Annotated in this window: 18 protein-coding genes and 4 tRNA genes; 12 read left to right on the top strand and 10 right to left on the bottom strand. The window is 49.2% G+C overall.

Features of this window, described 5'->3' with window-relative positions; all coding sequences use genetic code 11:
• Positions 1 to 64: 64 nt before the first annotated feature.
• Complete coding sequence (gene moaA, locus FHS77_RS03170) at positions 65 to 1,099, bottom strand: GTP 3',8-cyclase MoaA (RefSeq protein ID WP_184219903.1); 1,035 nt, start codon at positions 1,097 to 1,099, stop codon at positions 65 to 67.
• Between the two features lie 182 nt (positions 1,100 to 1,281).
• Here moaA and FHS77_RS03165 point away from each other — a divergent pair, with 182 nt between their 5' ends.
• Positions 1,282 to 1,647: a gamma-butyrobetaine hydroxylase-like domain-containing protein gene (locus FHS77_RS03165; RefSeq protein WP_184219900.1), complete on the top strand. Its 366-nt coding sequence runs from the start codon at positions 1,282 to 1,284 to the stop codon at positions 1,645 to 1,647.
• Between the two features lie 54 nt (positions 1,648 to 1,701).
• Here FHS77_RS03165 and FHS77_RS03160 read toward each other — a convergent pair whose 3' ends face one another.
• Positions 1,702 to 3,321 carry a fumarate hydratase gene (locus FHS77_RS03160; protein ID WP_184220569.1) on the bottom strand — a complete coding sequence of 540 codons (1,620 nt, stop codon included), beginning with the start codon at positions 3,319 to 3,321 and terminating at the stop codon, positions 1,702 to 1,704.
• Positions 3,322 to 3,573: 252 nt separating this feature from the next.
• Here FHS77_RS03160 and FHS77_RS03155 point away from each other — a divergent pair, with 252 nt between their 5' ends.
• On the top strand, positions 3,574 to 5,526 hold the full coding sequence (locus FHS77_RS03155; RefSeq protein WP_184220566.1) for a L,D-transpeptidase family protein: 1,953 nt from the start codon (positions 3,574 to 3,576) through the stop codon (positions 5,524 to 5,526).
• A 47-nt stretch (positions 5,527 to 5,573) separates the two neighbouring features.
• Here the strand turns inward: FHS77_RS03155 and FHS77_RS03150 are convergent, their stop codons facing one another.
• Positions 5,574 to 5,954, bottom strand: coding sequence for a BspC domain-containing protein (locus FHS77_RS03150; RefSeq protein ID WP_184219896.1), 381 nt, complete (start codon positions 5,952 to 5,954; stop codon positions 5,574 to 5,576).
• Positions 5,955 to 6,326: 372 nt separating this feature from the next.
• On the opposite strand from FHS77_RS03150, the gene rpsD reads away from it, so the two are divergent.
• The 5 genes from rpsD (at position 6,327) to FHS77_RS03125 (ending at position 10,716) form a co-directional block, all read left to right on the top strand.
• On the top strand, positions 6,327 to 6,944 hold the full coding sequence (gene rpsD, locus FHS77_RS03145) for a 30S ribosomal protein S4 (protein WP_184219893.1): 618 nt from the start codon (positions 6,327 to 6,329) through the stop codon (positions 6,942 to 6,944).
• 95 nt (positions 6,945 to 7,039) lie between these two features.
• On the top strand, positions 7,040 to 7,918 hold the full coding sequence (gene ttcA, locus FHS77_RS03140) for a tRNA 2-thiocytidine(32) synthetase TtcA (RefSeq protein ID WP_184219890.1): 879 nt from the start codon (positions 7,040 to 7,042) through the stop codon (positions 7,916 to 7,918).
• A gap of 14 nt (positions 7,919 to 7,932) precedes the next feature.
• Entirely contained in the window at positions 7,933 to 8,754 is an 822-nt protein-coding gene (locus FHS77_RS03135; protein ID WP_184219887.1) for an inositol monophosphatase family protein, read from the top strand.
• Positions 8,755 to 8,832: 78 nt separating this feature from the next.
• Positions 8,833 to 10,236 carry an L-serine ammonia-lyase gene (locus FHS77_RS03130; protein WP_184219885.1) on the top strand — a complete coding sequence of 468 codons (1,404 nt, stop codon included), beginning with the start codon at positions 8,833 to 8,835 and terminating at the stop codon, positions 10,234 to 10,236.
• Between the two features lie 42 nt (positions 10,237 to 10,278).
• Positions 10,279 to 10,716, top strand: a complete 438-nt coding sequence (locus tag FHS77_RS03125; RefSeq protein ID WP_184219882.1) for a DUF1489 family protein — start codon at positions 10,279 to 10,281, stop codon at positions 10,714 to 10,716.
• Positions 10,717 to 10,767: 51 nt separating this feature from the next.
• Here the strand turns inward: FHS77_RS03125 and FHS77_RS03120 are convergent, their stop codons facing one another.
• Positions 10,768 to 11,316 (bottom strand): RBBP9/YdeN family alpha/beta hydrolase, encoded by a 549-nt coding sequence (locus FHS77_RS03120; RefSeq protein WP_184219879.1) that lies wholly within the window; start codon positions 11,314 to 11,316, stop codon positions 10,768 to 10,770.
• Positions 11,317 to 11,536: 220 nt separating this feature from the next.
• A complete protein-coding gene (locus FHS77_RS03115) occupies positions 11,537 to 11,815 on the bottom strand; it encodes a DUF4282 domain-containing protein (RefSeq protein WP_184219876.1) in 279 nt (92 codons plus the stop codon).
• Positions 11,816 to 12,134: 319 nt separating this feature from the next.
• Between FHS77_RS03115 and pqqA the strand changes: the two genes are divergently transcribed.
• Genes pqqA through pqqE form a run of 5 tightly spaced genes read left to right on the top strand, consistent with a single transcriptional unit; the run spans position 12,135 to position 15,370 of the window.
• Entirely contained in the window at positions 12,135 to 12,230 is a 96-nt protein-coding gene (pqqA, locus tag FHS77_RS03110; RefSeq protein WP_184219873.1) for a pyrroloquinoline quinone precursor peptide PqqA, read from the top strand.
• Positions 12,231 to 12,274: 44 nt separating this feature from the next.
• Positions 12,275 to 13,180 carry a pyrroloquinoline quinone biosynthesis protein PqqB gene (gene pqqB, locus FHS77_RS03105; protein WP_184219871.1) on the top strand — a complete coding sequence of 302 codons (906 nt, stop codon included), beginning with the start codon at positions 12,275 to 12,277 and terminating at the stop codon, positions 13,178 to 13,180.
• Complete coding sequence (pqqC, locus tag FHS77_RS03100; protein ID WP_184219868.1) at positions 13,177 to 13,959, top strand: pyrroloquinoline-quinone synthase PqqC; 783 nt, start codon at positions 13,177 to 13,179, stop codon at positions 13,957 to 13,959. The genes pqqB and pqqC overlap by 4 nt, the downstream gene beginning before the upstream one ends.
• Complete coding sequence (gene pqqD, locus FHS77_RS03095; protein ID WP_184219865.1) at positions 13,956 to 14,249, top strand: pyrroloquinoline quinone biosynthesis peptide chaperone PqqD; 294 nt, start codon at positions 13,956 to 13,958, stop codon at positions 14,247 to 14,249. The genes pqqC and pqqD overlap by 4 nt, the downstream gene beginning before the upstream one ends.
• Positions 14,246 to 15,370, top strand: coding sequence for a pyrroloquinoline quinone biosynthesis protein PqqE (gene pqqE, locus FHS77_RS03090; RefSeq protein ID WP_184219862.1), 1,125 nt, complete (start codon positions 14,246 to 14,248; stop codon positions 15,368 to 15,370). The genes pqqD and pqqE overlap by 4 nt, the downstream gene beginning before the upstream one ends.
• Positions 15,371 to 15,687: 317 nt before the next feature.
• On the opposite strand, the gene FHS77_RS03085 is transcribed toward pqqE, so the two are convergent.
• From FHS77_RS03085 to FHS77_RS03065, 5 genes are all read right to left on the bottom strand, one after another.
• Positions 15,688 to 15,764: transfer RNA gene (locus FHS77_RS03085), tRNA-Pro, on the bottom strand.
• A gap of 87 nt (positions 15,765 to 15,851) precedes the next feature.
• Positions 15,852 to 15,928: transfer RNA gene (locus FHS77_RS03080), tRNA-Arg, on the bottom strand.
• Positions 15,929 to 16,035: 107 nt separating this feature from the next.
• Positions 16,036 to 16,341, bottom strand: a complete 306-nt coding sequence (locus FHS77_RS03075) for an ETC complex I subunit (protein ID WP_184219859.1) — start codon at positions 16,339 to 16,341, stop codon at positions 16,036 to 16,038.
• Positions 16,342 to 16,373: 32 nt separating this feature from the next.
• Positions 16,374 to 16,450: transfer RNA gene (locus FHS77_RS03070), tRNA-Pro, on the bottom strand.
• A 186-nt stretch (positions 16,451 to 16,636) separates the two neighbouring features.
• Positions 16,637 to 16,713: transfer RNA gene (locus FHS77_RS03065), tRNA-Pro, on the bottom strand.
• Positions 16,714 to 16,773: the final 60 nt, after the last annotated feature.

Genomic DNA, 16,773 nt, shown 5'->3' with positions numbered 1-16,773 from the left:
TTTCATTCTTATTGTTGTTATGAGTGTTGAAAAAAGCAAGAATTTAATAAGGTCGGCGCGAAACTCATCCGCCGGTCATGCTCATATGTCTGGGTAGTGCAGGGCGCTGGTCACGCCGGTCGATGATAAAATCATGACCTTTAGGCTTTCGTGAAATCGCTTCGTCGATGGTGCGGCTGAGAAGTGCATTGCTTTCGGATGCGCGAAGCGGCTCACGCAAATCAGCTGCATCTTCCTGGCCTAAACACATGAAAAGCGTGCCGGTGCAGGTAATGCGCACGCGATTGCAGCTTTCGCAGAAATTATGGGTCAGCGGGGTAATAAAACCAAGTTTTCCGCCGGTTTCCGCAATCTTGTAATAGCGTGCAGGGCCGCCTGTGCGGTAGTTTAGCGGTGTAAGCGTAAATTCCGATTGCAGGTTTTGCCGGACCTTGGAGAGCGGCAGATATTGATCGGTGCGATCAATATCAATCTCGCCGAGCGGCATGGTTTCAATCAGTGTCATATCCATGCCGCGTGCATGTGCCCATTGAAGCATGGATGGAATTTCAAACTCGTTGAAATTTTTGAGTGCCACCGTGTTGAGCTTGACGTGAAGTCCGGCTTCAAGGGCTGCATTAATGCCGTTAAGCACCTGCTCAAGCTTGCCCCAGCGGGTGATCTGCTGAAACTTATCATGGTCGAGTGTGTCGATGGAAACATTGATGCGCTGGACGCCGCATTCTTTCAATTCTCGTGCAAAACGCGACAATTGTGAGCCATTGGTGGTAAGGGTCAGCTCTTCCAGTGCGCCGCTTGCTAGATGGCGGGAAAGCTCACGAATAAGATGCATGATGTTTTTACGCATCAAAGGTTCACCGCCGGTAAGCCTTAGTTTTTTGACGCCTTTGGCGATAAATGTGCTGCAAAGACGGTCTAATTCTTCCAGCGAGAGCAGGTCTTTGCGTGGCAGAAAGGTCATATGTTCTGCCATGCAATATGTGCAGCGGAAATCACATCTGTCTGTCACCGAAACGCGCAGGTAATTGATGACCCGCTCAAACGGATCAATCATTGGCGCATAAGGCTCAAGATCAGCTGTATTTTTCACGTCCTGCATTGAAAAGCTCATTATTATTATGCTTCGCCCTCATATCCAGAGATAAGGCTTCTAAGCTTCGCTGTCCAGCAGTCAAAATGGTTTGATCGTGACTTATCTCAGGCGAGTGCTATTGCCTTGTGATTGATTAAAATTGCGCGTAAATCTTGACGCACGAGCAAGGGCATTAAAGGAGCAGTTTGGTGAGTGATATCTGGCCGGTGGAGTTGCGGGTTTCACAAGACCGCACAGAGTTGAACATTAGCTTTGATAATGGCAGTTCTTATGTGCTTCGTGCAGAAATGTTGCGGGTTTTATCGCCTTCGGCAGAAGTGCAGGGACATACGCCGGAACAACGCAAAACCATTGGTGGCAAGCGCAATGTAACGATCAGCCGGATTGAGCCGATTGGTAATTATGCTGTGCGTATTGTCTTTGATGACAGGCATGATAGCGGCTTGTTTACGTGGAACTATCTGCACAAGCTGGGTGCCGAGCATGATGCTCTTTGGCAGGCCTATCTGGCTGAATTGGCAGAAAAGGGCTTGTCACGCGATTCCCGATTTTAATGAAAAAAGCCGGAAATTTCTTTCCGGCTTTTTTGATGCTGTTTTATAAAAATATTAGCTGAGGTTCAGCTCTTTAAAGAAGTCGTTGCCCTTGTCATCAATGACGATGAAAGCAGGGAAGTCGACAACCTCAATGCGCCAGATGGCTTCCATACCAAGTTCCGGATATTCAACCACTTCGACTTTTTTGATGCAGTCTTGAGCCAGACGAGCAGCAGGGCCGCCGATGGAGCCAAGGTAGAAGCCGCCATGTTTACCGCAGGCATCACGTACCTGACGGGAGCGGTTGCCCTTAGCAAGCATGACCATTGAACCGCCAAAAGACTGGAACTGGTCAACATAAGAGTCCATACGTCCTGCCGTGGTCGGGCCAAAGGAGCCGGAGGCATAGCCGGTCGGGGTCTTGGCCGGACCTGCATAATAGATCGGATGGTTTTTGAAATATTCCGGCATGCTGTCACCGTTTTCCAACCGTTCACGGATTTTAGCATGGGCCAGATCGCGTGCCACAATGATTGAGCCGGACAGGGAAAGCTGTGTCTTTACAGGATGTTTCGATAATTCTTTAAGAATTTGATCCATCGGCTGATTAAGGTCGATCTTCACCACATGGGAGGAAAGCTTTTCCTCATCAATTTCAGGCATATACTGTGCCGGATTGGTTTCCAGCTGCTCAAGGAAGATGCCTTCCTTGGTGATTTTAGCTTTTGCCTGACGGTCAGCCGAGCAGGAAACGCCAAGGCCGATCGGCAATGATGCGCCGTGGCGTGGCAGGCGGATAACGCGCACATCATGGCAGAAATATTTGCCGCCGAACTGCGCGCCCACACCAAGCGACTGGGTCAGCTTATGGATTTCTTTTTCCATTTCCAGATCGCGGAAAGCGTGGCCGGTTTCGGAGCCTTCAGTTGGCAATTCGTCCAGATAACGCGTGGAGGCAAGCTTTACGGTTTTCAGGTTCATCTCAGCAGAGGTGCCGCCGATAACAATCGCCAGATGGTAAGGCGGGCAGGCCGCGGTGCCGAGTGTCAGGATTTTCTCTTTCAGAAACTCGATCATCCGGTCATGGGTGAGTAGCGATGGTGTGCCCTGAAACAGGAATGTTTTGTTGGCCGAACCGCCGCCTTTAGCGACAAACAGGAATTTATAGGCGTCCTCACCTTCCTGATAAATATCAATCTGTGCCGGCAGATTGTTCTTGGTGTTTTTTTCTTCAAACATCGAAATCGGCGCAAGCTGGGAGTAGCGCAGATTTTTCTTGTTATAGGCATCCAAAACACCGGCGCCCAAAGCATCGGCATCGCCGCCCTCTGTCCAGACGCGACGGCCTTTTTTACCCATAATGATTGCCGTGCCGGTATCCTGACACATTGGCAAAATGCCGCCCGCAGCAATATTGGCGTTTTTCAAAAGATCATAAGCCACGAAACGGTCGTTATCGGTGGCTTCCGGATCTTCCAGAATATTGGCCAGCTGTTTGAGGTGGCTCGGGCGCAGCAGATGGTTGATGTCTGAAAATGCGGCTTCTGACAAAAGGCGCAAGCCTTCTTCTTCAACGGTCAGGATTTCCTGATCCTTAAATGTTTCGACCGAAACATAATCAGATGTCAGTTTGCGATATTCAGTTTTGTCTTCACCGAGCGGAAAAAGATCGGCGGCGCTTAACTCAGCCATCATATACCTCACCTTATGCGCCTCATGACTAAACATTGAGGCTTTGCAATATGCTCCGCTTTTAGCCCGTCATGCCAAATAATCCACTGCGGCAGATTGCGCCTATACGGATAAGTGAACAGAAACTTGCTAATATATTTATTGTTGAGAAGCTTCTGTTAAATCTTTCTACACTGGCTCAGGCATAATTTGCTGATGAAGAACTGACAGTGTTGCGCTGGAAAATATGATGAAACAGGCAGGCATTTGATGATGAAGAACTATTCCCGACAGAAAATCTATCTGAAGCAATCCGTAACAAAAGCCGGATTGCTGGCGGGGGTCATTGTGGGCGCATCTTTGGCGGCTTCGCAAGTGCAGGCTGCCAGCACTTTGATGGAGCTTTTCCAAAAGAAAAAGGCGCCAGCAGTAGAGACGGTTCAGCCAGCGTCACAGGCGCCGGTCGCAAAGGCGGCCAGGCCGGCAACACCGACTGCCGCTCCGGTCAAAGCGGTGAAAGTGTCAGGTCCGCAGGTTTATGATTACAGAGCCGATAAACTTGTTCGCATCGATTTTTCAAAGATTGATGAACCGGTAACAAGTGCGGCGGCTGATGTGGCTTTGGTGGCGCCTGCCAGCGAAGTGGAAACCGATGCAACGCCTGTCGCAGAAGATAAGCTCTATAGTGAGTTGAAGAGTTATTTTGCAACCACACGTATCATGGCGGAAAAGCCGATTGCTGAAGCTGTTGCTGATTTTTATATCAAGCAGCAACGCTTGCTTTGGGTGGATGAAAATGGCGCGACAGCACGCGCTGAAAAACTCTTGGCATTTTTTGATAATGCTGATGAAGACGGCTTGAACCCGAAAGACTATGCGGTTGAAGAAATCGGCCTGACGGTTGAAGATGGTGAAGAAAAGCGCTTACAAAAACTGCTTAACTTTGAACTGATGATGTCTGCCCGTGCGTTGCGCTATGCAATCGATGCCGGTGAGGGGCGCATTGTTGCCAATCGCTTGAGCGGTTATCACGATCTGCCGCGCGGTCGTGTGCTGCCCGCTGAAGTTCTTGCGGCTTTAAGCGATCAGGCTGATGCGGCTGATTATCTCGCTAATTTCCAACCGCAGAGCAAATGGTATCAGGCGCTTAAAACCGAGCTTGGTAAACTGACACCGGAAAGCCAAGAAATCCGCATTGCCAGCGATGTGCTGATTAAGCCTGGACAGGAAAATAGCGAGTTACGCAACGTCATTGCTGTTCTGCTTAAGAAAGGACCAGCGAGCTATCTGAACTCACATCAGGAAATTTTGTTGCAATATGCGCAAAGTGACAAATATGAGCCGGAACTCGTTGCGGCAATTAAAGATTATCAAAGCCTGACCGGCAATACGCCGGATGGAGTTATTGGCCGTAGCACTGTTGCCGCGCTTCAAGGTGAGCTGACCTCAGTTAAACGTGACCGTCTGATTTATTCGATGGAACGCCTGCGCTGGTTGCCGCATGAATTTGGTGATCGTTATGCCTTCATCAATCAGCCGGCTTATCGCGCTTATTTTTATGATAAGGGTGAGGAAACGCAGGCGATGAATATCGTCATCGGTTCACGTGCCAATCAGACCTATTTCTTCTATAATAAAATTCAAACCGTGGTGTTTAACCCGTCATGGGGGGTGCCGCGTTCAATCATCGTCAATGAAATGCTGCCTAAAATCATGCGTGACAGCAGCTATCTCTCGCGCAATGGTTATGAAGTCTATAAGGATGGTAAAGTCGTTCCGGCTTCCAGCATCAATTGGTCAAGCGTTGCGGCAGGCAAAACACATGTGGGAATCCGGCAAAAACCAAGCCTTGATAATTCATTGGGTGAGTTGAAGATATTATTCCCGAACAGTCATGACATTTACATGCATGACACGCCTGCAAAATCTTACTTCAAACGCGACATGCGTGCGCTTAGCCATGGTTGTATTCGTTTGGAACGTCCACGCGATATGGCTGCCGCAGTGTTGGGCAAAAGCGCTGAGGACCTGAAGCCATATTTCGGCAAGAATGAACGGGGCATCAAGGTGCCGGAGCCAATGCCGGTCTATGTGGCTTATTTTACGGCGTGGCTGGATGAGGCAAGCGGTCATATTCGCTATTATGATGATGTATATGGGCGTGATGAAGGCTTGGAAAAAGCTTTTAATAAAACCAGCGCCAGCCGTCAGGATGTAAGCGCTTAAAAATAAGGCCGGAGCAAAAACTCCGGCCTTATTTTTTGTGTCCGGCTTTATTTGCCTATGCTGATGCTTTTAATTGCGCCATTTTTCAAGCTGCAATGCAGTGAAATATCCTGCCATTGGCCGGATTTGCGGTGGCGTGCCTGACCGTGAACTGTCAGTTCTTCAGCGGATGATTCAGCCTTTTTCACTTTGGCCTTGCTGATGCCGTCTTGGGTAAAGCCGAGGCGGTCGAACTTCTTATCTTTTTTCACGAGATCATAGCCGGTTGCAATACATGTAGCTATCTGTGGCGGCGCTTTTTGATCTTGTGTCAGTGTGGTATAGTTACCGTTAAAATCGGCGGATTTTTTAGGAGGTGGTGCCGCCAGTGCGGCAGTGCTGAAAAAAACAGAGAAGCTTAAGCAAAGAATAATCTGCTGTTTATTCATCGAGAAAACCCTTATCGTTAATGAGAATATACATTAAATACCCTTGTAGTGAGAGCGCAAATTGTGCTTTTTTTAAGTCGTGGCCAGAGGCTTGCCACATGGGTTGGATTAGCTTAGCCAATAAGCACGGCAGTTAAGGTTGAAGATAATTCAGTGTCACCTTGACAAACCAGCCCTATCAAGACTAAAAGCCCGCTCAACATGAGTATCTCGGATTCTCGTGTTTCACAACGTGTCCCGTGGATAAAGACGCATTGCTTGCGCGCTTTGTCCTGTCAGTTTTTGAAATTCAAAAACAGAGGAGGGCGCGTTTCCTGAATTGGTATCACGTGTCAAAGCGGATATCACTTTGTTTATGTTAAAGGAAATGCGATGAGTAAGCGCGAAGCTTCCAAGTATAAAATTGACCGTCGTCTCGGCGAGAACATCTGGGGTCGTCCTAAATCCCCTGTAAACCGTCGTGAATACGGCCCAGGTCAGCACGGTCAGCGCCGTAAGGGCAAGCTGTCTGACTACGGCGTACAGCTGCGCGCCAAGCAGAAGCTCAAAGGCTTCTACGGTGATATCTCCGAAAAGCAGTTCCGCAAAACCTATGAAGAAGCCGCTCGTCGTAAAGGCGATACCGGTGAAAATCTCATCGGCTTGCTGGAATCCCGTCTGGATGCGATCGTTTACCGTGCAAAATTTGTTCCGACAATTTTTGCTGCACGTCAGTTCATCAACCACGGTCACGTTAACGTAAACGGCCGTCGCGTAAACATTCAGTCATACCGCGCTAAAGCCGGTGACGTGATTGAAGTTCGCGAAAAGTCAAAGCAGCTCACCATTGTTCTGGAAGCTGTTCAGCTGGCTGAACGTGATGTTCCTGACTATGTAGAAGTTGACCACAACAAGATGGTTGCAACCTTCTCACGTGTTCCAACTCTTGCTGACGTACCTTACGCAGTTCAGATGGAACCAAATCTGGTTGTCGAATTCTATTCACGTTAATCTGAATTAGAATTTAAGAACTTAAAAAAGCCGCCCGAAGGTTTACCATCGGGCGGCTTTTTTGTATGAGTGTGGCGAACAATAAGAGGCCGGAAATGAGCGCCGTTGAAACCCTGATAAACGAGACAGATTTAACCGATGAAGGTGTATCGGCAGACGGATGTCATCCGCTGTTTCGTGATATTCCCTCGACAGTCGAATTCAACAAATTGCGCAAAAGATTGCTGCGTCTGACACGGCAGTCTTTGGATGATTTCTCCATGATAACGCCGGGTGAGCGCTGGCTGGTCGGCCTTTCGGGCGGTAAGGATTCTTATGCCCTTCTGGCGGTGTTGCTGGAGCTTAAATGGCGCGGGCTGCTGCCTGTTGACATTCTGGCTTGCAATCTCGATCAGGGACAACCGAATTTCCCCAAACATATTCTGCCGGATTTTTTAAATAAATACGGTATCGCGCACCGGATTGAATATCAGGATACCTATTCGATCGTTACCGATAAAGTGCCTGAAAACCAGACCTATTGCGCGCTTTGTTCACGTCTGCGCCGCGGCAATCTTTACCGTGTGGCGCGTGAAGAAGGTTGCAGCGCATTGGTGCTTGGCCATCACCGTGAAGATATTCTCGAAACCTTCTTTATGAACTTGTTTCATGGTGGCCGACTGGCTTCGATGCCACCGAAACTTGTCAATGATGAAGGTGATTTGAAAGTGCTGCGGCCGTTCTCTTATGTCGCAGAAGAAGATCTGGTCAAATTTGCCGATCTGATGCAGTTTCCAATCATTCCGTGTGATTTGTGCGGCTCGCAGGATGGCTTACAGCGCAATGCGATGAAGGTTATGCTGACCGATATTGAAAAGCGGATGCCGGGCCGTAAAGAAACGATGATCAGGGCATTGGGTAATATTCGCCCAAGCCATATGCTGGATCGTAACTTGTTTGATTTTGCAGGATTAATGATATCTTCGGATAAATAAAAAGGGTGAGGGCTGTGACGTTTAACGAGAATGAGATTGATTGGTTAGCAGGTGTTTTGGCGGATGCCGCAAAGGCTGAAATTATGCCGCGTTTCCGCAAGCTTGATGCCGGTGATATCAAACAAAAAACCACAGCCTATGACCTTGTGACCGAAGCCGATATCAATGCGGAAAAATATATCACCCGCGTGTTGAGCGAGAAATTTCCCGATGCAATCGTCTTGGGTGAAGAGGCTGTCTCGGCAGGTGCTGCACATCTTGAAAGTTTGCATGATGCGGATCTGGCTTTTGTCATTGATCCGGTTGATGGAACTTATAATTTCGCCTCAGGTGTTCCGCTTTTCGGCGTGATGATGTCGGTGCTGGCAAAGGGTGAAACTGTTGCCGGTATTATCTATGACCCGATGGGGCAGGATTACATCATGGCGGTTCGCGGTGGTGGCGCTTATCACGTTCAAGCTGCCCGTCGGCGCGCACTTAAAGTGGCAGCAGCGCAAGATGTATCACAGATGCTGGGCTCCGTGTCATGGCAATATATGGAGGAGCCGCTACGCTCAAAAATTGCCGGCAATCAGGCTAAATTCATGTCGCAGATCGGATATCGCTGTGCGGCGCACGAATATCGTTTGCTGGCTGACGGCCATGCACATTTTGCCGTTTATAATAAACTGATGCCTTGGGATCATCTGGCCGGTTCATTGATCCATACCGAGGCTGGCGGCTATGCAGCGCGCTTTGATGGAAGCCGTTATCTGCCGCAGCATGTTGATGGCGGTTTGATCGTTGCGCCGGATCAGGAAAGCTGGCATGCCATCAAAGCGACTTTATGGTCATGATAATGCATTTGCCGTGCTTGAAGTGCGGCGCGATGCATCTCATCTGTTACTAAGTTACGAATTTTCTGGGCGTTGTTGATGTTTTTATCCGTCTTTGATCTTTATAAAATCGGCATTGGCCCGTCCAGCTCCCATACGATGGGGCCGATGACGGCTGCGAATATGTTTTTGCTCGAGGTGCGTGACGGCGAGTGGCCGCGGCCTACGCAAACAAAAGTTCATCGACTGAAAGCCTATATGCATGGCTCGCTTGCTTTCACAGGCGTTGGTCACGCAACCGACCGCGCGGTGATTTTGGGGCTTTGCGGCAATGTACCGGATCAGATTGATCCCGATGAGATGGAAGCGCAGCTTCAGCGTGTTAAAAAAGAGAAAAAGCTGAATGCTCCCGGCCATCCGGTCTATGCTTTTGATCCGGCGGTTGATCTGGTGTTGGAGCGTAAAATTCCGCTGCCAGGACATGCCAATGGTATGGCTTTTGAAGCGCTGGATAAAAACGACCGTGTTTTGCTGCGCCGGATTTATTACTCGGTGGGTGGTGGCTTTGTTGTGACTGCCGAAGAGCTTGAGCAGATGAAAAGCTCCAAGGGCAAAAAAACAGCGCCAAGCAATGTGCCTTATCCGTTTAACAATGCGGCTGAAATGCTCAAAATGGCGGATAAAAGCGGCTTGTCCATTGCTGAGATGAAGCGCAAAAACGAAGAAACCCGCATGTCGGCTGAAGAGCTTGATGCAGGGCTCGATAAAATCTGGGGCGCGATGCGCTCCTGTATTGATCGCGGTTTAAATAATGAAGGCATTATGCCGGGTGGCTTGAATGTGCCGCGTCGTGCCCGCCACATTAATGATAAATTGCAGGATGAGTGGCGCAACAATCGCCATAATCCGCTTCTCGCCAATGACTGGCTTTCGGTTTATGCGATGGCTGTCAACGAGGAAAATGCTTCCGGCAGCCGTGTGGTGACTGCACCCACCAATGGTGCAGCAGGTGTAGTTCCGGCCGTACTGCGTTATTTCCTGCATTTCCATGAGGATGCAACGGAAAAAGATATTCACGACTTTCTGCTCACTTCTGCAGCGATTGGCGGTATTATCAAGCATAATGCGTCTATTTCAGGGGCCGAAGTCGGCTGTCAGGGTGAGGTAGGGTCGGCGTCTGCTATGGCGGCGGCCGGCATGGCTGCTGTGATGGGCGGCACGCCAGCGCAGATTGAAAATGCCGCTGAAATCGCGCTTGAGCATCATTTGGGCATGACCTGCGATCCGGTTGGTGGACTTGTTCAGGTGCCATGTATTGAGCGTAATGCGCTTGGTGCGGTCAAAGCTGTGACGGCTGCCTCATTAGCGATGAAGGGTGATGGCAAGCATTTTGTACCGCTCGATGCCTGTATTGAAACCATGCGTCAGACCGGTAATGACATGAATGAGCGCTATAAAGAAACCAGTCTTGGTGGTCTGGCTGTTAATGTGGTGGAGTGCTAAGCCTCATTTGCGATCATCGTAATGAGCAGATAGGCTGATGATATGGCATTAAATCTGGTTAAATTATGTGTCGGCTGCGACAGTATCGAAACGCTTGCGGCGTGGATTGATTTCCGGCTGGAAGAAAAGCGTGCGGCTGGCTTGCTGCCGGAGCAGTTTCACACTACGCGCATGGTTCCCAAGCGTGTGGAGGAACTGCTTGCTGGCGGTTCGCTTTATTGGGTGATTAAGGGCAATATTCAGTGTCGTCAGCGTTTGCTGGAAATTCGTACCTTTACCGATGATGAAGGCATTAACCGCTGCCATCTGGTGCTGGAGCCCAAAATTATTCCGACGGAATGGCAGCCGCGTCGTGCATTTCAGGGCTGGCGCTATTTAAACGCTGAAGATGCGCCGCTGGACGAGGCGGCAGGTAAAAGCGGGCGTGCTGCCCTGCCAGCAGAACTCAGACGAGAGCTGGCAGAGCTTGGATTGCTTTAATTCGCCAAATTAAATCTGCCCAGTTGAATCTGCTCAGTTAAATCTGCCCGGTTAAATCTGATTGAGGAATTGCGCAAAAACCATTGAGCCTTCCGGCCAAGGGCCGTGGCCGCTATCTGTGTTCAGGTGGCCGGCTTCACCGGCATCCAGCAGCAATGCGCCCCAATCATTGACGATCGCTTCAGCCGTTTCAAAATCTGAAAAAGGATCATTACGGCTGACGACAACCAATGTCGGGAAGGGTAGCCTTTCACGCGGATAAGGGCCGAATGTCATCAGATGGCGGGGGCGAATATTTTCGTTTGCAACATCCGGCGGCGCTACAAAAAACGCACCGACTACCTTGTCTTTGATCTGCGGAATAGCGTGAATGGCCGCAGCCACGCCAAGTGAATGTGCAACCAGCACAACCGGTTTTTCGGCAGCTTCAACGGCCTTCACGATTTCTTCAACCCAGTCTTCACGAACCGGCTTTGACCATTCTTTTTGCTCGACGCGGCGCGCAGTGGAAAGCCTTTGCTCCCAACGGGATTGCCAATGGTCAGGGCCGGAATTGGTATAGCCGGGGATAATGAGAATTTCGACGTCTTTAACTTTCATATTATGCCGTTCTTTTCATTCACGTCTTTATCAGCGCATGCGCTTAGAGGATTGGTTTGAATGCTTATTGCGTCACAGCTGAGGATATTCAAGCCGTTTTGTCATAGATGGTGCGGACGGGCGATAAACGAAAGTGTTAGCTGGTAAAATATTAGATTAATTGATGATCAACAGATGGTGACAAAAATTAATTTTTGTCACCATCTGTTGCAGTAACTGATTAGTTACGTGGCAGGCGATCTCTGATCTCGGTCAGGCGATCATAAATGCGGAAGGTAAGCATAATGCCTTCACACATAACACGCCAGAAAATCAGGCCGACAACAAAGAATACAATTGCGCCCAGAACCTGCATAACGCCACGGCCCATATAGCTGAATGCTGACAAGATCATCATCAGCGACATAAGTGCGATACCGGCATTGCCGATCCAGTAAACAACCTTGATAAGGGTTGGGGTCAGAAACTTATCAAAGCTGGTCATATCTTGTATATTCATTGTTATTGCGCCTCCTGTTGCGCTTATGTTGTTTTGTCGGTTGAGCAATGCTGGCTGTTAACATGATCATTTGATACTAATAATAAGTCGTAACCGCACAATTGCTATAATTGCCAAAGTCTGCAATTTATCGGTGCAGCAAGTCAGAGCAGTGTGTGGATTGCTCATGAGGTGGTCGGTTCTCACACTAATGTGTGCGAATGTCAGCAAAAGACTTAAATCAAAACTAGCTAAAAATAGCTAAGTCATTTAACATGCAAGGGTACTGCCTATGAAAGCGGTACTACATACGTTTGTTAATTGAGATGGGATGAAAAACATGTCTTGGCATGCACCTCTGTTTGTTGAAGTCAGCTGCGCAATGGAAATCTGCCGTTATGCAGCCGGTGACGGTGATGAACCAGTTCTGTTCTAAGTAACAGGAGAGAAATTCTCAATGTTAAGCATTGAAATTTGATCATGACGACGTTTCGCTCGATCGTGATCGGGGCCGCTGCTGGCGGCGGCCTCCCTCAATGGAATTGCGGCTGCGAAAATTGCCGGTTAGCGCGCTTGCCCTCAGGAGAGGGAATTCCTCCACAAACACAATCCTCACTCGCGGTAACATCAGACGGTGAAAACTGGGCGCTTCTCAATGCTTCTCCTGATATCAGGCAGCAATTGATTGATACGCCTGCACTGCATCCGCGCAGCTTACGTGACAATCCGGTTAAGACCGTGCTTCTCACCAATGGCGATCTGGATCACATTGCCGGGCTTTTGACCCTGCGTGAGAAACAGGCTTTCCGTTTGGTGATGACGGCGGCTATCCGCGATGTTATTGCTGAAAACCCAATTTTCCGCGCGCTTGATCCCGCCTTCGTAACACAGGAAATTATTGCGCTTAACGAGAGTTTCGCGCTCGTGCCGGGCATCACTGCCAAGCTTTTTGCCGTTCCGGGTAAAGTGCCTCTCTTTATGGAGGGGGAGCATGTTGATACGGAATTGGAAGGCGAGCAAACCGTTGGCGTTGAAATGCTGACGGATGACCACCGGATTTATTATATTCCGGGCTGTGCTGTCGTGCGCGACGATCTTCTGAAGCGCATTGATGGTGCCGATATTCTTTATTTTGACGGCACTTTGTTCAGTGATGATGAAATGCTGCAATCCGGCACTGGTGTGAAAACCGGCAAGCGGATGGGGCATATTTCGATTTCCGGCGATGATGGCAGCCTGAAGATTTTGGGCGATGTTGCTGTCACCCGTAAAGTTTACGTCCACCTTAATAATACAAACCCGGTCTGGCGCGATGGCGCAGAGCGCAAACTTGTCGAAGACAGCGGGTTTGAAATTGCCTTTGACGGCAAGGAGATTTGTCTATGAAACCGGCTGCAAGCAAAGAAGATTTTCACGCAAGACTGCTGGCAATCGGGCAGGAGCGTTATCACGACAAGCATCCGTTTCATGTGCGCTTGCATGGCGGCGAAAGCACCATCACGGAAGTGCGCGCATGGGTGATTAACCGCTATTGCTATCAGAGCAGTATTCCGATGAAGGATGCGGCTTTTCTGTCGCGCTGTGAGGATGTGAATATGCGCCGTGCATGGCGCTCACGCATTGAAGATCACGATGGCGGTATGCACGAAGGCGGTGGCATCCGCCGCTGGCTGAAATTGGCGGAAGCTGTCGGTCTGGATGCAGATTATGTGGCTTCCGGCAAAGGTATTTTGGCAGGCACCCGCTTTGCCGTTGGTGCATATGTGCATTATGTGCGCGATAAGCCATTGCTTGACGCTGTAGCTTCATCTCTAACCGAATTATTCGCGCCGAAAATTCATAAAGACCGCATTGCTGGTTTGTTGAAGCATTATGCTTTTGCCGATGACAATGCTTTGTCTTATTTTCGTCAGCGTTTGAATGAAGCGCCCGTCGATGTGGAATATGGCCTGGCCTATGTGATGGAACATGCCGACACATTGGAAAAACAGGATGCCGTTGCGGCAGCACTCACCTTTAAAACCGATGTTTTGTGGTCGCAGTTGGATGCGCTTTACCTGGCCTATGTTGCGCCGGGTATGATTCCACCAGGTGCATGGGACGGCAAAGAAGGCGTGAATGCTGAATGGGACAAGGCGCTGGCTGCAAAGAAAGTTTCAGCATGAGTGACAGTGTAACTATTCTGGCGTCGAATATTGTCAAGCTTGCGCGCGGTGTGCGCCTGCGGGTTGATGATGTGCGCGGACAAACCGTTTTACTGGCACCTGAACGTGCGATGGCGGTTGATGAGATTGCGGTAACCATCGTTAATGCTTTGGATGGCGTACGTTCAATCGATGCTATCTGCGACCAGTTCGCGACTGATTACAATGCGCCGCGTGACCAGATTGGTGGTGATGTGCTGAAATTTGTTCAGGAACTGGCCAATCGTCGTATGATTGAGGTTGTGGAATGACTGCCACCAATTTGGCGGCAAGTGCGGCTTTAAAAAAGCTTGCGCCGCCGCCAATGGCATTACTTGCCGAACTGACCCATCGTTGTCCGCTTTCCTGTCCTTATTGCTCCAATCCGTTGGAGCTGATTGGCGTGAAAAAAGAGCTTTCGACGGAAGACTGGATCGAAACTTTCCGTCAGGCTGCCAAAATGGGCGTACTGCATCTGCATCTTTCCGGCGGTGAACCGGCCGCACGGCGTGATTTGCTGGAGCTGACCAAGGCGGCTGTCGATATTGGTCTTTATACCAATCTGATTACATCCGGCATTGGCCTCAACGAGCAGCGTGTTAAAGCGCTGGGTGAGGCGGGGCTGGATCATGTTCAACTTTCCATTCAGGGCACAGATGCTATCTCCGCTGATCGTGTCGGTGGTTATAAAGGCGGTTTTGACCGCAAAATGGCTGTTGCCAAATGGGTTGGTGATGCCGGTATTCCGCTGACTGTGAATGCTGTCTGCCACAAGCAGAATATGGAACAGCTCAATGACATGCTGGCGCTGGCCATTGAGCTTGGTGCACGCCGCATTGAAATTGCGACGGTGCAGTTTCATGGCTGGGCAGAAAAAAACAAAGCTGCATTGTTACCAACACGTGAGCAGGTTGCATTTGCCAATAAAACCGTGGCAGAAGCGCGCAAACGGTTGGAAGGCCGACTGGTGATCGATTATGTGCCGGCAGACTATTATTCGTCCTATCCTAAGGCCTGTATGGGCGGCTGGGGGCGTATTGGCCTGAATGTCACGCCGGATGGCCGCGTGTTGCCATGCCATGCGGCGGAAACAATCCCGTCACTGAGCTTTGATAATATCAAAGATAAAGCGCTTGCTGATATCTGGTATCATGGCGATGCGTTCAACGCTTACCGCGGTGATGACTGGATGCCGGATCTGTGCCGTACATGCGACCGTAAAGAAATTGATTTCGGCGGCTGCCGTTGTCAGGCGATGGCGATTGCGGGGGATGCAAGTGCTACAGACCCTGTCTGTGTGCGTTCACCGCTGCGCGATTTGGTAACTTCTATGGCGGAAGAAAATTCAAAGGCACCTGTGCCTGAAAGCTTCACCTATCGTACTTTCGCATAACATCATTATCATTGGTTAATAAATAAGCAGGGAAATGTAACAGTTTCTCCTGCTTTTTTGTGTGCTAATCGAGCGCAAAATATAGTTTCTAGAGCAAATTCATTGATCGATGAATCAATTGTGAAGTGACATTAGGCTCAGAACCTATTAATTGATCGCGTCGTAGATGGCCTGCATCGTTTGCAGTAATCGCTATCGTTATATTCACTGTTGCTAGAATAGCTTATATATGTGCTGATAAGAAATATGATAGCATTATACAAATGCTATATCGCCAAGCTTTTTTATTTAAAGAATTTTATTTATCTTAGAAGTAATGGTCGGAGCGGCGGGATTCGAACCCACGACCCCTTGACCCCCAGTCAAGTGCGCTACCTGGCTGCGCTACGCTCCGAACCTACATAAACCTTTAGGATATATAGTGTTTTTAAGCAAGTGGGATGCTTGCTATTACTAAGTCTTAAATACATATGCAATGTAATGGCGATCCCGACAGGATTCGAACCTGTGACCGTCGGCTTAGAAGGCCGGTGCTCTATCCAGCTGAGCTACGGGACCAAAAATGGTAAATCTATTCAGAACTTATGTGCGCAAATACACATAAATGCAAGGTGAGTCTTGCCGCCATCTTATTATTTCAAAAGGATTTTATGATCCTGTTAAAATTAATGAGTCCAAGGCTGCAAGCGGTCTGAACGGAAATTGTCTGAATAAGAAACCTGACGGCGCTTGGCTTCTTTAGGTTCGAAGACTTTGTAGGCAACGCCATTGCGAGTTGCATAAGCAATTGCTTCTTCTTTGGTTTCAAACTTCAGACGTATTTGACTCTGCATGTCGCGGCCTGAGGTGTAGCCCATCAAAGGTTCAACAACGCGAGGTGATTGTGGTTCGTAGTCAAGAAACCACGTTTCTGACTTGGCCTTGCCCGATTGCATGGCTGTTTTTGCAGGGCGATAAATACGTGCGACCATGTGAGGAACCTTGCTATCCGCTTTTCTTGTAATGGTCGGAGCGGCAGGATTCGAACCTGCGACCCCCTGATCCCAAATCAGGTGCGCTACCAGACTGCGCTACGCTCCGCTATCTTGCGAATGACTGTCTTATTAAGGGGTAGGTTGAGTCTTTGCAAGCCCTAAATCTAAATTTTGAAAGAAATTTTATTTTTTAAGTTGCTGAATTCACAAGGCAATATAGCGCTAACACAGTAATTTGCATTGCGCTCTAATCGTCAAATTTTAAAAGGATAAATCCGCCTCATCTAAGTGATGGTCGGAGCGGCAGGATTCGAACCTGCGACCCCCTGATCCCAAATCAGGTGCGCTACCAGACTGCGCTACGCTCCGCTATCTTGCGAATGACGGCTTAATAGGCGCTCGCTTCGCAGTTGGCAAGCCCTAAATCCA

Origin of the sequence: Paenochrobactrum gallinarii (genome assembly GCF_014205685.1) — a bacterium.
Classification (GTDB): Bacteria; Pseudomonadota; Alphaproteobacteria; order Rhizobiales; family Rhizobiaceae; genus Paenochrobactrum; species Paenochrobactrum gallinarii.
This window is presented reverse-complemented; position numbering and strand designations above follow the sequence as displayed.

Excerpts from the sequence above, each read along its gene's own strand:
- moaA (WP_184219903.1), bottom strand. The coding sequence starts at position 1,099 with ATGCAGGACGTGAAAAATACAGCTGATCTTGAGCCTTATGCGCCAATG.
- FHS77_RS03160 (WP_184220569.1), bottom strand. The coding sequence starts at position 3,321 with ATGGCTGAGTTAAGCGCCGCCGATCTTTTTCCGCTCGGTGAAGACAAA.
- FHS77_RS03155 (WP_184220566.1), top strand. The coding sequence starts at position 3,574 with ATGAAGAACTATTCCCGACAGAAAATCTATCTGAAGCAATCCGTAACA.
- FHS77_RS03150 (WP_184219896.1), bottom strand. The coding sequence starts at position 5,954 with ATGAATAAACAGCAGATTATTCTTTGCTTAAGCTTCTCTGTTTTTTTC.
- rpsD (WP_184219893.1), top strand. The coding sequence starts at position 6,327 with ATGAGTAAGCGCGAAGCTTCCAAGTATAAAATTGACCGTCGTCTCGGC.
- ttcA (WP_184219890.1), top strand. The coding sequence starts at position 7,040 with ATGAGCGCCGTTGAAACCCTGATAAACGAGACAGATTTAACCGATGAA.
- FHS77_RS03130 (WP_184219885.1), top strand. The coding sequence starts at position 8,833 with ATGTTTTTATCCGTCTTTGATCTTTATAAAATCGGCATTGGCCCGTCC.
- FHS77_RS03125 (WP_184219882.1), top strand. The coding sequence starts at position 10,279 with ATGGCATTAAATCTGGTTAAATTATGTGTCGGCTGCGACAGTATCGAA.
- FHS77_RS03120 (WP_184219879.1), bottom strand. The coding sequence starts at position 11,316 with ATGAAAGTTAAAGACGTCGAAATTCTCATTATCCCCGGCTATACCAAT.
- FHS77_RS03115 (WP_184219876.1), bottom strand. The coding sequence starts at position 11,815 with ATGAATATACAAGATATGACCAGCTTTGATAAGTTTCTGACCCCAACC.
- pqqA (WP_184219873.1), top strand. The coding sequence starts at position 12,135 with ATGTCTTGGCATGCACCTCTGTTTGTTGAAGTCAGCTGCGCAATGGAA.
- pqqB (WP_184219871.1), top strand. The coding sequence starts at position 12,275 with ATGACGACGTTTCGCTCGATCGTGATCGGGGCCGCTGCTGGCGGCGGC.
- pqqC (WP_184219868.1), top strand. The coding sequence starts at position 13,177 with ATGAAACCGGCTGCAAGCAAAGAAGATTTTCACGCAAGACTGCTGGCA.
- pqqD (WP_184219865.1), top strand. The coding sequence starts at position 13,956 with ATGAGTGACAGTGTAACTATTCTGGCGTCGAATATTGTCAAGCTTGCG.
- pqqE (WP_184219862.1), top strand. The coding sequence starts at position 14,246 with ATGACTGCCACCAATTTGGCGGCAAGTGCGGCTTTAAAAAAGCTTGCG.
- FHS77_RS03075 (WP_184219859.1), bottom strand. The coding sequence starts at position 16,341 with ATGGTCGCACGTATTTATCGCCCTGCAAAAACAGCCATGCAATCGGGC.